Source organism: Fictibacillus sp. 26RED30, from assembly GCF_015903845.1.
Classification (GTDB): domain Bacteria; phylum Bacillota; class Bacilli; order Bacillales; family Fictibacillaceae; genus Fictibacillus; species Fictibacillus phosphorivorans.
Genome location: NZ_JACZDV010000006.1, coordinates 45,156 through 60,582 on the forward strand (window position 1 = coordinate 45,156; position 15,427 = coordinate 60,582).

The 15,427-nt window shown below is 42.7% G+C and carries 15 protein-coding genes and 1 other annotated feature; of the genes, 1 reads left to right on the plus strand and 14 read right to left on the minus strand.

Annotated elements, in window-relative coordinates; translation table 11 throughout:
- Positions 1-2: 2 nt before the first annotated feature.
- The 13 genes from IHV11_RS19695 to IHV11_RS19755 form a co-directional block, all read right to left on the minus strand.
- Entirely contained in the window at positions 3-410 is a 408-nt protein-coding gene (locus IHV11_RS19695; RefSeq protein WP_197134207.1) for a Mini-ribonuclease 3, read from the minus strand.
- Entirely contained in the window at positions 411-1,814 is a 1,404-nt protein-coding gene (gene cysS, locus IHV11_RS19700; RefSeq protein ID WP_197195981.1) for a cysteine--tRNA ligase, read from the minus strand.
- The gene (cysE, locus tag IHV11_RS19705) at positions 1,815-2,462 is read right to left on the minus strand and encodes a serine O-acetyltransferase (protein WP_197195982.1); all 648 of its coding nucleotides are present in this window, start codon (positions 2,460-2,462) and stop codon (positions 1,815-1,817) included. It lies immediately after the preceding gene.
- A 285-nt stretch (positions 2,463-2,747) separates the two neighbouring features.
- Positions 2,748-2,975: a binding site (T-box leader), on the minus strand.
- A gap of 55 nt (positions 2,976-3,030) precedes the next feature.
- A complete protein-coding gene (gene gltX, locus IHV11_RS19710) occupies positions 3,031-4,500 on the minus strand; it encodes a glutamate--tRNA ligase (RefSeq protein WP_197195989.1) in 1,470 nt (489 codons plus the stop codon).
- A gap of 228 nt (positions 4,501-4,728) precedes the next feature.
- On the minus strand, positions 4,729-5,208 hold the full coding sequence (gene ispF / locus IHV11_RS19715) for a 2-C-methyl-D-erythritol 2,4-cyclodiphosphate synthase (RefSeq protein WP_197195983.1): 480 nt from the start codon (positions 5,206-5,208) through the stop codon (positions 4,729-4,731).
- A complete protein-coding gene (gene ispD / locus IHV11_RS19720; protein ID WP_197195984.1) occupies positions 5,205-5,900 on the minus strand; it encodes a 2-C-methyl-D-erythritol 4-phosphate cytidylyltransferase in 696 nt (231 codons plus the stop codon). The genes ispF and ispD overlap by 4 nt, the downstream gene beginning before the upstream one ends.
- Positions 5,901-5,918: 18 nt before the next feature.
- The gene (locus tag IHV11_RS19725) at positions 5,919-7,010 is read right to left on the minus strand and encodes a PIN/TRAM domain-containing protein (protein ID WP_197195985.1); all 1,092 of its coding nucleotides are present in this window, start codon (positions 7,008-7,010) and stop codon (positions 5,919-5,921) included.
- 95 nt (positions 7,011-7,105) lie between these two features.
- Positions 7,106-8,179 carry a DNA integrity scanning diadenylate cyclase DisA gene (gene disA, locus IHV11_RS19730; protein WP_066390602.1) on the minus strand — a complete coding sequence of 358 codons (1,074 nt, stop codon included), beginning with the start codon at positions 8,177-8,179 and terminating at the stop codon, positions 7,106-7,108.
- A gap of 8 nt (positions 8,180-8,187) precedes the next feature.
- Positions 8,188-9,564 carry a DNA repair protein RadA gene (gene radA / locus IHV11_RS19735; RefSeq protein ID WP_197195986.1) on the minus strand — a complete coding sequence of 459 codons (1,377 nt, stop codon included), beginning with the start codon at positions 9,562-9,564 and terminating at the stop codon, positions 8,188-8,190.
- A 502-nt stretch (positions 9,565-10,066) separates the two neighbouring features.
- On the minus strand, positions 10,067-12,487 hold the full coding sequence (gene clpC / locus IHV11_RS19740; protein WP_137792297.1) for an ATP-dependent protease ATP-binding subunit ClpC: 2,421 nt from the start codon (positions 12,485-12,487) through the stop codon (positions 10,067-10,069).
- A gap of 14 nt (positions 12,488-12,501) precedes the next feature.
- Positions 12,502-13,566: a protein arginine kinase gene (locus IHV11_RS19745; RefSeq protein ID WP_197134230.1), complete on the minus strand. Its 1,065-nt coding sequence runs from the start codon at positions 13,564-13,566 to the stop codon at positions 12,502-12,504.
- A 3-nt stretch (positions 13,567-13,569) separates the two neighbouring features.
- Positions 13,570-14,103, minus strand: a complete 534-nt coding sequence (locus IHV11_RS19750; protein WP_197134233.1) for a UvrB/UvrC motif-containing protein — start codon at positions 14,101-14,103, stop codon at positions 13,570-13,572.
- A gap of 36 nt (positions 14,104-14,139) precedes the next feature.
- Entirely contained in the window at positions 14,140-14,607 is a 468-nt protein-coding gene (locus IHV11_RS19755; protein WP_137792299.1) for a CtsR family transcriptional regulator, read from the minus strand.
- A gap of 376 nt (positions 14,608-14,983) precedes the next feature.
- Between IHV11_RS19755 and IHV11_RS19760 the strand changes: the two genes are divergently transcribed.
- Positions 14,984-15,121: a hypothetical protein gene (locus tag IHV11_RS19760; protein WP_197195987.1), complete on the plus strand. Its 138-nt coding sequence runs from the start codon at positions 14,984-14,986 to the stop codon at positions 15,119-15,121.
- Positions 15,122-15,242: 121 nt separating this feature from the next.
- Here the strand turns inward: IHV11_RS19760 and IHV11_RS21295 are convergent.
- Positions 15,243-15,427: hypothetical protein (locus IHV11_RS21295; RefSeq protein WP_231620422.1), on the minus strand; the 185-nt coding region annotated here is incomplete at its 5' end.

The window sequence follows — 15,427 nt, forward strand, 5'->3', positions numbered from 1 at the left end:
TTTTAGACCTCCCCCTTTTTATTATCTGATAACACATATTCCATCATGTTCGCTAAACGTTCATGGTTATTTAACAGATAGAGATAACCGATGATCGCCTCAAAGCTTGTTGCATGCCGGTACGTTTGAACATCCGTATTTTTCGGAACGGTTCCTTGGTTCGCATTGCGCCCACGCTTAATAACAGCGACCTCTTCTTCTGTAAAATAGTTTTCTTCAAGCAGCTGAACGACCATGCTCGCTTGCGCTTTTGCTGAAACAAACTTCGTGGCCGATACGTGGAGCTTGTTCGGCTTCACCTGTCCATTACGGATAAGGTGTTCACGCACGAACTGCTCCATTACCGCATCTCCCATATAAGCAAGCGTGGTTCCGTTCAATTGTTTAATATCTGCGTCCGTTATCTTCATTTACTTATCTCTTTTCCACCGTACACCTTGTGCGGTATCTTCCAAAATGATGTTCTGTTCTTTTAACTGATCACGAATTTCGTCAGCGCGAGCAAAGTTCTTTTCTTTACGCGCTTGATTACGTTCTTGAATGAGAGTGTCAATCTCTTCATCTAACAATTCCTCTTCTTTATGAAGAGTAAGTCCCAGCACACCCGCAAGCTCATCGAACAGAGCGATGAATTCTGTAATAACGGCTTTAGAAGTGTTTTTCTCTTGCAGATATACGTTCGCTTCTCTCGAAAAATCAAAAAGATGAGAGATCGCGTTCGCCGTGTTAAAATCATCATCCATATCCGTGATGAATTTCTCTCTAGTCCCTTTAACAAGCTGAGTCCATTTTTCTGTATCTACAGATAGGTCTGCCGATACACTCAAGCGGTGTTTTAAGTTTTCATAAGACGTACGGATTCTATTCAACCCTGCCTCTGCCGCTTCTAACAACTCTTGACTGAAGTTGATCGGATTGCGGTAGTGTACGGCCAGCATAAAGAATCGGATAACTTGCGGATCCTGCTGTTGCACAAGATCATGAACAAGTACAAAGTTCCCAAGTGATTTGGACATTTTTTCGTTATCAATATTAATATACCCATTATGCATCCAATACTTAGCCATCGGAGCTTCATTCAATGCTTCCGATTGTGCGATCTCATTCTCGTGATGAGGAAAAGCTAGATCTTGACCGCCGCCATGAATGTCGATCGAGTCACCTAAGTATTTTTTCGCCATCGCGGAGCATTCGATATGCCAGCCTGGACGACCTTTCCCCCAAGGGCTCTCCCAATAGATCTCCCCATCTTTCGCTGCTTTCCATAGCGCAAAATCAAGAGGATCTTCTTTTTTCTCTCCTACTTCAATTCTCGCACCAGATCTTAAGTCATCGATCGATTGATGAGAAAGTTTACCATAGCCGTTGAACGAACGCGTCTTAAAATAAACATCTCCCGCTGCTTCATAAGCAAAACCTTTTTTGATGAGGTTCTCGATAAAATCAATGATCTCTGGCATCGTTTCTGTTACACGCGGATGTGCATCAGCTTTTTGTACGCCTAATGCGCAAGTATCCTCATGATACGCATGGATGAACTTCTCGGCGATCGTTGGGACATCGCTTCCCATCTCATTAGCCGCTTTAATGAGCTTATCATCAACATCCGTAAAATTGGAGATGAACTGCACATCAAAATCTCTGTATTCCAAGTACTTTCTCACTGTATCAAAAACAATAGCCGGTCTCGCGTTACCGATATGAATATAGTTATATACAGTCGGTCCGCACACATACATCTTCACTTTTCCTTCTTCTAACGGAACGAAAAGCTCTTTTTGACGAGTCATCGTATTATAGATTTTAATACCCATTTAAACTTCACTCCTTTTTTTCAATGTTTCCAGTTCTTCGCGCATTCGTTTCATCTCGTTATGCATTTCTCTAAATTTATCAGCTACCGGGTCAGGCAGATCTCGATGATCAAGTTCGCACCCTACCTTGATGCCGTCTTTGATCACGACTCTTCCTGGTATTCCAACTACTGTCGCATCAGGCGGAACGTGTTGAAGAACTACCGATCCTGCCCCAACTTTTGAATTTTTACCGATGGTAATGTTACCTAGCACCTTGGCTCCTGTAGCAACAAGGACATGATCTTCCAGTGTAGGATGCCTTTTCCCTTTTTCTTTTCCCGTACCTCCAAGCGTAACACCCTGATAGAGCGTCACGTCATTGCCGATGATACACGTTTCGCCGATCACAACACCCATGCCGTGATCGATAAAAAAGCGTCTGCCGATCTGGGCTCCTGGGTGTATTTCGATACCGGTAAAAAAGCGGCTGATCTGTGAGATCAAGCGGGCTAAAAACAGCCAGTTTCGTTTGAATAACTTATGGGCTAATCTATGGGCCCAAACCGCATGCAGTCCACTGTATGTTAAGAATACTTCGAATGAACTTCTAGCTGCTGGGTCTTTCTCAAAAACAACCTGAATGTCTTCTTTCATGGCTGAAAACATGTTCTCCAACCTCCTTGCATAAAAATATCGTGCTCTTACCGTGAATACAATGTTGCCGTGGAAGAGGTTGATCTCCGTTCCAGGTGCTTCGCTTTCCGCGGGGCGTGCGGTGAGCCCCCTGCCGCTTTGCGCCTTTAGGGGTCTCTCCTGCCCACTCGTCCCGCAGGAGTCTCGCACCTTCCACTATAATCAACTAGGCAAAGTTGAAAAAGTGATTCATAAGCAAAATTGTTTAGATCTAATCTAAGCATTAGAAAATAAAAAACGCCCCTGTGCCAAATATGACACAGAGACGTACGGATAGACGCGGTTCCACTCTGTTTAACAGGCTTATTAAAATCACCTGTTCCCTTAAGCTCCATAACGGGGAGTTGCCGCCCAAACCTACTAAAACTTTCGGCAAGGGACTCCGAGGGGCACTTCAGCAAGCATTTTCATGAACCACTTTCAGCCGGTGATGGTTCTCTCTACTATGAAAAGGCGCTAGCCTACTTTCCTCATCTGCGTTTTACATGTTTTTATAAGTTTCTTTTACTATATTATAATCTTTGCAAAATGTGTACTTTTATTACTTTTTAATTTGAGTCAGTACAGCATTTACGCGCTTTGTAATCACATCTTTACCGAGAAGGGACACGGCAGCAGGCAGATCTGGACCATGTTGCTGACCAGTTGTTGCCACACGAATCGGCATGAACAAGTTCTTCCCTTTTTGACCTGTTTCCTTCTGAACAGCTTTCATCATCGCCTTGATGTCTTCTGCTTCAAAAGAATCACTGTTTTCGATCTGAGTTAAGAACGATTCCATAACGGATGGAACCCCTTCACCTTGCAAGACTTCAAGTGCTTCTCCTTCATACTCGATCTCTTCTTTGAAGAAAAGTTCCGTTAAGTCTACGATCTCAGCACCGTAGCTCATTTTTTCCTGATGAAGAGCGACAAGCTTTGTGATCCACTCTTGTTCTTCAGGGCTAGGGTTTTCTGAAACTCTGCCCGCTTTTACTAGGTGAGGCATACACAACTCAACGATACGAGCTACATCTTGCTGTTTCATATATTGGTTGTTCAGCCATTCTAACTTTTGCGTATCAAAAACGGCAGGAGCTTTGGATAGACGGTTCGGATCAAAGATCTCAATAAACTGCTCACGGCTAAAGATCTCTTCTTCTCCACCTGGAGACCAGCCTAGTAGAGCTATAAAGTTAAACAGTGCTTCTGGCAAGTATCCTAAATCTTTGTATTGTTCGATAAACTGAACGATCGATTCATCACGTTTACTCAGTTTTTTACGGTTTTCATTCACGATCAATGTTGTATGACCGAACTTCGGATGAGAAAAACCTAGCGCATCATAGATCAATAACTGCTTTGGTGTGTTTGAGATGTGATCATCTCCACGAAGTACGTGAGAGATCGCCATTTCATGGTCATCGATAACAACAGCGTAGTTGTAAGTTGGAATTCCATCTTTTTTTACGATAACAAAATCACCAAAGCCGCTTGATTCAAACGACACTTCACCTTTAACCATGTCATCGAACGTAATCGTACGGTCTTGAGGTACTTTAAAACGAATGCTCGGACGACGACCTTCTTCTTCTAGAGCCGCTTTTTCTTCAACTGATAAGTTTAGACAGCGTCCATCATAAACAGGAGTATCCCCTTTTGCCATCTGCTCTTCACGGGAAGCCTCAAGCTCTTCTTCTGTACAATAACAAGTGTATGCAAGACCTTTTGAAAGTAGTTCATCTGTATACTTTTCGTATAAATCTAAACGTTCCATCTGACGATACGGACCGTAATCTCCTCCGATATCAACACTTTCATCCCAATCCATACCGAGCCATTTCAAATGATCCAGCTGACTCTCTTCTCCGCCTTGAATGTTACGCTTCTGGTCCGTATCTTCAATACGAATAATAAATTTCCCGCCAGTATGGCGTGCATATAGATAATTGAATAGAGCTGCACGTGCATTCCCTATATGTAAGTGTCCTGTTGGACTTGGTGCATAACGCACTCGAACTTCGTTTGCCATCATGTTTCACCTCTATAAATATTTTTACTTAAACGATGATGCTTTTGAAAGTGGTTGATTTCCATTCCAGACACTCGCTTTCCGTGGGGCAGGCGGTGAGCCACATTCGTACGTTTCACTCTTAAGTGTCTCACCTGCCCGCCTGTCCCACAGGAGTCTCGTATCTTCCACTCCAATCAACTTTATCAGAGAAGATAAGGAATGGAATGCCTTTAAAGTAACAATTTTTTAAAGCACCTTCTCTATCAAAACAACCGCTTGAGCTGCGATTCCCTCTTCGCGTCCAGGAAATCCTAGCTTTTCAGTCGTCGTCGCCTTCACGTTGATTCTATCTACATCAACATCAAAAATACCTGCGATCACTCCGCGCATCTCTTCAATGTACGGAAGCATCTTTGGTTTTTGAGCAATGATCGTACAATCTATATTACCTAAAGAATAACCTTTTTTCTCGACCAATTTCCAAGAATCGAGCAACAAGCGCTTCGAATCTGCGTCCTTATAGGCAGGATCTGTATCTGGAAAGTGTTTCCCGATATCTCCTTCACCTGCTGCACCTAGCAATGCATCTGTAATCGCATGCAAAAGAACGTCAGCATCAGAGTGCCCTAAAAGTCCCTTCTCATAAGGAATCGTTACACCGCCAATGATTAACGGACGACCCTCACTAAAGGCATGTACATCAAAACCTTGTCCGATGCGCATCATGCTTTTTCCCCCTGTCTCTCTAACAAAATGGCTTGTCCAAATAACAAGTCATCAGACGTAGTTAATTTTATATTATGATAGTCTCCCATTACAATAGCGACTGTTTGTCCAATTCGTTCCACTAGGCTTGCGTCATCCGTTCCAATATAGCCTTCTTCGTCTGCCTTTCTGTGTGCATCCATTACGATAGAAAGACGAAAAGCTTGCGGGGTTTGAACAGCCCACAAGCTGGAACGGTCGATCGTTTCTTCCACTACATTCTCTAATACCCGCTTAACCGTATCCTTAACAGGAACAGCTAACACGGCAGAGCCTGTATCTCGTGCCGTGTTAATGAGTTGTAAAATAGAATCATGTGTGATGAAAGGCCGTGCTGCATCATGAATGAGAACGAGGTCTACATCTGTAGGTACGACCTTCAATCCCTCATAGACACTTTGCTGACGTTCTTTTCCGCCTGGAACGATTTTGCGCACTTTTTTGAATTGGAACGACTCTACAAAGTCTTGCATCTGCTGCAATTCCTTTTCACTGCCGACAAGAATGACACCCTCGCAATGCGGATCGTTTTCAAACACATGTAGTGTGTGCGCGAGAACTGGTTTTCCTAAGAGCTCGATCCACTGCTTAGAGATCCCAGCATTCATGCGTTTACCTTGTCCAGCAGCGGGAATGACTGTCCAATAATTCACGTGCTTCCCCACCGTTCGTTACAATGCTTTTTCTAATAGTTTCTTTTTGGCAAAAATCATTCTGCCCGCTGATGTTTGGAGTACTGAAGTTACGATAACATCAATCGTCTTGCCTACATAATCACGACCATCTTCTACGACGATCATCGTTCCATCATCCAGATAGCCTACACCTTGACTCTGTTCTTTTCCGTCTTTGATCACTTGTACAACAAGCTCTTCGCCAGGAAGAACAACGGGTTTTACCGCATTTGCAAGGTCATTAATATTTAGTACTGCAACGTTTTGCAGTTCACATACTTTGTTCAAGTTAAAATCATTCGTAACGACGACACCGGATAACAGTTGAGCGAGCTTTACAAGCTTGCTATCAACTTCTGTTACCTCTTCAAAGTCACCTTCATAGATTTCAACTTTCATAGAAAGCTCTTTTTGAATACGATTTAGAATATCAAGGCCACGGCGCCCTCTGTTACGTTTTAAAACATCTGAGGAATCAGCAATATATTGCAATTCTTCTAAAACAAAACGAGGAATGATAAGCGGACCTTCTAAAAAGCCAGTTTGACAGATATCAGCCACTCGGCCATCGATAATGACGCTCGTATCTAAAATCTTATACTTACCACCTGGCTTTTCGATCTCTGCTTCTTTTTTTCGTTCTTTCCCTTGGCTTTTCAAAGAGAACAGCTGAATCAACTCGTCTCTCTTTTTAAAACCTACTTGAAAGCCTAAATAACCGAGCAGGAATGTGATCGCGATCGGCAGGATCGAGCTGACCACAACAATATCCATAGAGCTTAACGGTGACTGGATTAAAAAGGCTACGATCAGTCCGATAATAAGTCCCATCGTCCCGGATAAAAGATCAGTTGCTGGAGCTTTTACAACCGTCTCCTCAGCCCAACGGATTAAACCTACTACGTAATCGGACAGCCAGAATGTAGATAAAAATAATATAAGTGCACCAATCACTGCCCCGACATATGGGGATGTTACTTGATTCGGAAGATCACCGAAATTAAGTACACGAATGAGATCTGGTATATATAGATAGCCTAGCATGCCCCCTATTACAATGAAAAATAGTTGAACAATTCTTTTTAGCATGCCTGATTCACCTCCCCTAATCATTATTTACAAAATGACCGTATTAAAAACGTGCAAAAAATAGAAAATTCCTTTTTTTACTCAGAATGTTCCATTTAGATATGACGATCGACGAAAAGCTGTTCCTGAATGCGTTTGAGCCCTTCTTTTACTTTTTTGGCACGAATCTCACCGATACCCTCTACCTCGTCCAATTCATCGATGGACGCACGCAGAATTTGCGGAAGGTTTTCAAATGCATCTGTTAAATTCTCAATAATAACAGCTGGAAGCCTTGGAATCTTGCCAAGAATACGGTATCCGCGTGGATGAATCGTTTCATCCTGCATATTCATACCGGCTGAGAAGCCTAAAAGTTTCATAATAACGGATTCATCAAATAATTCTTCAGATGATAGTTTGTTCAATTGGCGAAGAATCGCATAAGGATCACTTTCACGATCTTTCATATAGTCCTTGATTAAAAGCAATGCTTCTTCCTCGATGTTAGAAACGAGCTCCTCCATCTGGATTCGAATCAGTCTTCCTTCAACACCAAGTTCATTAACATATTTAATAATCTCATTTTTTATGCGTAAAACCATCTCAATTCTGTGAATAACTTGTGTAACTTCTTGGAAAGTCACTAATTCTTCAAATTCTAGCGCTCCAAGGTTCGTAACACTTTGGTCAAAAACCACTTTATATTTCTCAAGCGTTTGAATCGCTTGATTCGCTTTTGTCAAGATCACACCGATCTCTTTTAGTGAATAACGAATCATCCCTTGATATAGAGTGATTACGTTACGACGTTGAGAGATAGAGATCACAAGGTTGCCTGTTTGGCGCGCAACACGTTCGGCGGTTCTGTGACGAATCCCCGTTTCTGTAGACGGAATCACCGTATCTGGAATGAGCTGTGTGTTCGCATACAGAATTTTAACAGCATCTTCATTCAATATGATCGCACCATCCATCTTGGCAAGTTCATATAGTGATGCAGGTGAGTATTTGCAGTTAATAGAGAAACCTCCATCAACGATTTCTTTTACTTTATCGTTATATCCAACAACGATCAGTCCACCAGTGTTCGCTCGCAGTACGTTGTCGATTCCTTCCCGAAGTGGTGTCCCGGGAGCAACTAGCTGTAGCATTTGGCTTATGATTGCTTCTTTTATCGCATGGTCCATAATATGCTTTACCCTCCTAACGCTGCTTGTAACGCCTCATAAACGGTCGATACTCCGACGACTTGTATTCCTTTTGGAACGGTCCAGCCGCCTATATTTTTATCAGGTATAATAGCTCGCGTAAAACCTAATTTTGCAGCTTCATGTACGCGCTGCTCGATACGGGAAACTCTTCTAACCTCTCCCGTTAATCCTATTTCTCCAATCATAACATCTGTTGGCTTTGTTGGTGAATCGCGAAAGCTTGAAGCGATGCTGATCGCAACAGCCAGATCGATCGCCGGCTCATCCAGCCGAACTCCACCTGCAACATTCAGATACGCATCCTGGTTCTGAAGCAGCAGTCCGACTCTCTTTTCTAAAACAGCCATAAGCAGCGATACACGGTTGTGATCGATACCCGTAGCCATCCTTCTAGGATTACCAAAGCTCGTTGGTGATATTAAAGCCTGAAGTTCTACTAGCATCGGACGCGTTCCTTCAAGAGACGCAACTACTGTCGAACCCGCTGCCCCTTTCGAACGTTCTTCTAAAAAGATCTCAGAAGGGTTTAATACTTCTTCGAGGCCGACTTCCTTCATTTCGAAAACACCGATTTCATTTGTAGAGCCGAAACGGTTCTTAACTGCTCGTAAGATACGGAAAGTATGATGTCTTTCACCTTCAAAGTACAATACCGCATCTACCATATGCTCTAAAAGACGCGGTCCGGCGATATTTCCTTCTTTTGTAACATGTCCAACGATAAATACAGCAATACCTTTCGTTTTCGCCATGCGCATCAAATGTGACGTACACTCTCGTACTTGCGATACACTTCCTGGAGCTGAAGTCACTTCAGCCCGATAGACGGTTTGAATCGAGTCGATGATCATTACAGAAGGCATCACATCTGCCATCGCCTGCTCGATCAGTTCTAGATCTGTTTCTGCTAAAACAAACAAGTCTTTTGCTCCGATATCTAAACGATCTGCACGCAGCTTCGTCTGTTTAACAGATTCCTCACCAGATATGTATAGAACACGCTCTCCTCTTTGTGCAAGCTGCGCTGATGTTTGCAGCAATAGTGTGGACTTACCGATTCCGGGGTCTCCTCCAACTAAAACCATTGAGCCTGGAACGATCCCTCCACCTAAAACACGGTTGAATTCCTGATAGTTTGTCGGTATGCGCGGCTCTTGCTCACTTTTTACATCTGCTATTGACTGGGGTTTCTGCTTTACGTTCTTATCTCCGCCAGAGCTTAATCCCCTAATATTTTTTTCAGGTCGAATCGTTTCCTCCACCATCGTGTTCCACGCATGGCACCCTGGACATTTCCCCATCCATTTCGGAGATTCATAACCGCAATCTTGGCAAAGAAAGATTGATTTTACTTTAGCCATCTAAAAAACTCCTCTTCCAAACTTAACACTTTAATATCTATCTATTTCATAATCTTTAGTTTCTACTTTCAGACGCTTGGTGAGTTGATGCTTCTAAAGTATTACTGAAAAGACTTTTCTAGAGTATCCCTGAAAAGACTTCATAGAAAGGTTGATTGAAGTGAAAGGTGTGAGACTCCTGCGGGACGAGTGGGCAGGAGAGACCCCTAAAGGCGCAAAGCGGCAGGGGGCTCACCGCACGCCCCGCGGAAAGCGAACACCTGTAACGGAAACCAACCACTTTCAAAGCATCATTGTAAAGGGAAAATAGGTTTACTATTTTAATAAGTTAAATACTGAAAATATCAAGATTTATTCACTCATATCATAACATAAAACCTAACAACTACTTCCATTTGAGCTCTGCAAAAAAAGGCGAACAGCTAAGATTTTTTCGACAAAAACCCGGAGGACATGTCTGTCTTCCGGGTCTTTTGTAGGATATTCTCATATGTGGTAAAAGTTAGACTGTTTGAACAACAAAATCGTTCTCTTCAACATCAATCTTAACGGTCTGCCCTTTGTTGATATTTCCTCTTAGAAGCTCTTCAGATAATCGATCTTCAATCTTACGCTGTAGGGCACGACGCAATGGACGAGCTCCGTAATCTGGATCGTATCCTTCTTCCGTAATCTTTTCGAGAGCGGCTTGAGTCAACTCGATCTCGATTCCTTGATCACTTAAACGTTGTTTTAGTGATGCAGCCATCAAGCTAACGATTCTTAGCAAGTGCTCTTTTTCTAAAGAATGGAACACGATGATCTCATCAATACGGTTCAAGAACTCTGGACGGAATGCACGCTTCAGTTCATCCATTACCTTAGACTTCATATCGTTGTATTTTTGACCTTCGTTATGAACAGCAAACCCTAGTGAACGGTTACGCTTAAGCGTGCTCGCTCCTACGTTTGAAGTCATGATTACTACCGTGTTGCGGAAATCGACTGTACGTCCCTTAGAGTCAGTAAGACGACCATCTTCTAGCACTTGAAGCAAGATGTTGAATACTTCAGGATGCGCTTTTTCGATCTCATCAAGCAAGATAACAGAGTAAGGCTTTCTTCTAACTTTCTCTGTTAACTGGCCACCTTCTTCGTGTCCAACATATCCTGGAGGCGATCCAACGAGACGGGATGTTGTATGCTTCTCCATGTACTCCGACATATCGATACGGATAATCGCATCTTCATCACCAAATAGTGTTTCGGCAACAGCTCTTGCAAGTTCTGTTTTACCTACACCTGTTGGTCCTAAGAAGATGAACGAGCCGATCGGACGCTTCGGATCTTTCAAACCAGCACGTGCTCTTCGGATAGCTTTAGAGATTGCCGTAACAGCCTCAGACTGGCCAATAACACGATCGTGCAAAATCTCTTCCATCTTCAGAAGGCGTTCTGTTTCTTCTTCAGCAAGTTTAGAAACCGGAACTCCCGTCCAAGAGGATACAACTTGTGCAATATCTTCTGGCGTTACTTCTGTATTTTCTTTTCCTTGTTTCTCTTTCCAAACATCCTTCGTTTTCTCTAGCTCTTCACGAAGACGCTGTTCAGAATCTCGAAGTGAAGCAGCTTTTTCAAATTCTTGACTTTGAACAGCCGCATCCTTCTCCTTACGAACTTCCTCCAGCTTCTGCTCAAGCTCTTTTAAGTTCGGCGGAGCTGTATATGAACGAAGGCGAACTTTTGACGCCGCTTCATCAATAAGATCGATCGCTTTATCTGGTAAGAAACGATCTGAGATGTAACGATCAGATAACTGAACAGATGCTTCAATCGCTTCATCCGTAATCGTTACACGGTGGTGAGCTTCATAACGATCGCGAAGTCCTTGAAGAATTTGAATACTTTCATCCTTCGTTGGCTCGTTAACCGTGATCGGCTGGAAACGGCGCTCAAGCGCTGCATCTTTTTCAATATATTTTCTGTACTCATCAAGTGTTGTAGCACCGATACATTGAAGTTCACCACGAGCAAGAGCTGGCTTTAAAATGTTGGATGCATCGATCGCACCTTCTGCTCCACCTGCACCGATCAGTGTATGAAGTTCGTCGATGAATAGAATGATGTTCCCAGCTTGGCGGATCTCATCCATTACTTTTTTCAGACGATCTTCAAACTCACCTCTGTACTTCGTTCCTGCTACAACTGTACCCATATCAAGCGTCATAACACGCTTATCACGAAGGGTTTCTGGCACTTCGTTATTGATGATCTGCTGCGCTAAACCTTCTGCGATAGCTGTTTTACCAACACCAGGTTCCCCGATCAAAACAGGGTTGTTCTTCGTACGGCGGCTTAGAACCTCAATAACACGCTGAATTTCTTTCGCACGCCCGATTACTGGGTCTAGTGTACCTTCACGAGCAATCGCAGTTAGATCACGCGCTAAGCTGTCTAACGTCGGTGTGTTGGCACTAGCTGATGAACCTCTATGACTAGAAGAAGATTCATTGCTTCCTAGTAACTGCAGCACTTGTTGACGCGCTTTGTTAAGGCTGACACCAAGGTTGTTTAGTACACGAGCTGCAACGCCTTCTCCTTCACGAATCAATCCTAATAGAATGTGTTCTGTTCCCACGTACGAATGTCCGAGTTTACGAGCTTCATCCATGGAAAGTTCGATCACTTTTTTAGCACGAGGCGTATAGTGAATCGTTTGAACAGCTTCCTGACCGCGGCCGATCAATGTTTCCACTTCTTTTTGAATCTTTTCTGGCCCTAGTCCAAGAACTTGAAGAGCTTTCGCTGCAATTCCTTCACCTTCACGGATCAAACCAAGCAGGATATGTTCTGTTCCCACGTTATTATGACCTAATCGAATCGCTTCTTCTTGTGCTAAAGCTAAAACTTTTTGTGCTCTCTCTGTAAAACGACCAAACATCATACTCGTCACGCTCCTTATCGGTTTTCCAATTTTATTCTTTCTCTGATTAGAGTGGCTCTTCTTATGTCACGTTCTTCTGGAGTTAGAACTTCACCTGCATATTGTTGAAGAAAACCTGGTTGTGTAAGTATCATAAGTTCATTGAGTATCGTTTTTGAAATCCCGGGTAAAATCTCTAAATCAATGCCAAGCCGCACATCTGATAAACATTTGGCAGCTTCTTTTGATTGGATGATCCGGCAGTTCTCTAACGTTCCCAGTGAACGGAATAACTTGTCTTCAAGCTGTAATTTCAATCCATCCTGCAGCTGTTTGCGAGCTGCTCGTTCTTGTTGGATGACCTGCATGACGACACCTGCGAGATCTTCCATTATATCCTCTTCCGACTTGCCTAGTGTCATCTGATTTGAAATTTGAAAAATGTTTCCTTGCGCCTCGGTACCTTCCCCATAGATGCCTCTCACCGCTAACCCTAGCTGATTGATCGCTGGAATGATGCGGCTCATCTTTTTTGATAGAACGAGCGCTGGGAGATGCATCATAACAGAGGCACGAAGTCCAGTTCCTACATTCGTCGGACAGCTTGTTAAATATCCTCGTTTTTCATCAAACGCATAATCAACGTTTTTTTCGATTCTATCATCGATCTCATTCGCCCGATGAAGAACTTCTTCTAGTTGAAAACCTGGTGCTAAACATTGAATGCGTATATGATCTTCTTCATTGACCATGATGCTCACTGATTCATCTGCATTCATGAGAACCGCACCATATTTCGCTTGCTCAGCTAAATTGGGACTTATCAGATGTTTCTCAACAAGTACCCGTTTTTCAACAGGCTTTAACTCCTCCATCATCAGCATTTCAAGATTTTCTGCTTCTTCGCTCTCTTCACTAATACATGTCGAGATCGTTGATATGACTTCATGAGCCGATTCTTTATCTGCAGCGATGGGAAAAACATATTGATGAATATTTCTTGCAAGTCGGACACGGCTCGAAAGAACAATATCCGATTCTGGCCCCTCCCGTTTCATCCAGGGACTGATCGCGTCACTGATAAATCGTTCCAAAGACATCGGTTACGTATCCCTCCCCTGTTGCAAGCGGTGCTCGATCTCTCTGATGACATCTCTTGTTTCAGCAGCTCTTTCAAATTCCTCATTTAATATATACTGCTGCAAAGCTTGCTTTAATTGCTGAAGCTGCTTTTTTTCTTGAATACTGCTTCCTGCACGGAGTGGAATCTTCCCTGCATGCAAGGTGTTACCACCATGAACTCTTTTAAAAATTGGATTCAGTTTCGACTCAAACGCTTTGTAGCAATTATCACACCCAAAGCGCCCGATCTTCGCAAACTGATAATAACTCATCCCGCATTTTTCACAGCTTAACGAGGGCGGAATGAAGTTAGATGATGGTGTGTTCGGGACATGTCCATCACCATGTAAAAGTCCAGAAAGCAATTGGTGAATGGAAAAAGAATTCGACCCCGGCAAGAATTCTCCTTTTTCTTTGGCACAATGTTCACAAATGTGAAATTCAGTTTTCTCCCCATTTATGATTTTTGTAAAATGCAATGACGCTTCACGTTCATGGCACTCTTCACAATTCATTCTGCTCCCTCCCTTTATATAGAATGAAAAAAAGGGCTATGTGGTTCGATATTTTAACGTTTTTATCATAGCTTTTAATAATTCTGCTCGTAATTCATCTCGTTCTGGAAGGTTAAGTTTTAAAATAGATCTGTCCATCACACTCAGCATAAGTCTCGCTTCTCGTTCTGAAACGATCGTTTCTTCCATAAGTCTCTTTATTACATTTTCTGCGTTGCCTTGCGATATCCTTTCACCAATCAAGGTGGTTAAGTGATCAATTAAGTGGGCAGAGCTTTCGGTACGGACCTTCATGATCCGAATATAACCTCCTCCACCTCTTTTACTTTCCACTACAAACCCTTTTTCAATCGTAAATCTCGTGTTAATAACGTAGTTTATTTGAGAAGGAACGCATTGAAACCGTTCAGCAATATCCGTCCGCTTAATTTCAATGGACGGATCATTAGAACTTGAGAGAATTTGCTTTAAGTAATTTTCAATTACATCTGAAATATTCCTCATTTCCCCTCCCCCTTCTGACTTTGACTAACTTTGACTATAGTTATATTATAGCCTGCTTTTTTCCCAAAATGCAAATCTCTATCCACCATTATTGCCTCCTGGTTACCTTCTTAACCTGTATGATTCTGTCGAAAAGATGATGCTTTTGGAGGAGGTTGGAAGTGTGCGTTAAGATGAGCTGAATCAGATAAATCGGTGGTGGATGTCGAAATTTCGATAAAAAGTTTTATCCGTGAAATTATGAAGCTTATCCGTGAATATATGGAGAATTACCGTGAATAAAATCACGATTACCGTGAAATTATGTGCGGTGGAGTTGATGGGGAGATCTGATTAGCGGATTTGTGTGTGGCATCTGAGGCGTTTAAGTAAGGTTTTGGCTTGGATGATGGTTGTCGGATCTGCTTGTGGGGCTTTTGGGATGGATTTTGGAGCTTTTGCTGAAGAATATCGCGAGGTGGAAGATGGCTCTTGGCCATCTTCTTCGTATTTTGAGGGTTTTGAGATCGTTTGAAGCGTTAAAGAGTGCGTCCCGCGAATACCACTATGGGTATCTGCTGGCTCTAATTAAGTCTAAATAAGAAAAATTAAGTCAAAATGAGAGTGAATTAAGTCGAAACAAACCTCCATTAAGTCTAAAAACAAAAATAAAGGCCGTTCGCTAAATCTCGACAACCGCTCTCAGCCTTGATCGATGCGCTATACCCCCGAGCTCGAGCCTTCCAACCCCAGTCACCTCTAATCAGAAGTTTGGCAATCGCCAAACTACCTTTCTTCTTTTCTATCTTAAAAAAAAACACAAAAAAAAAAGATGGATTTC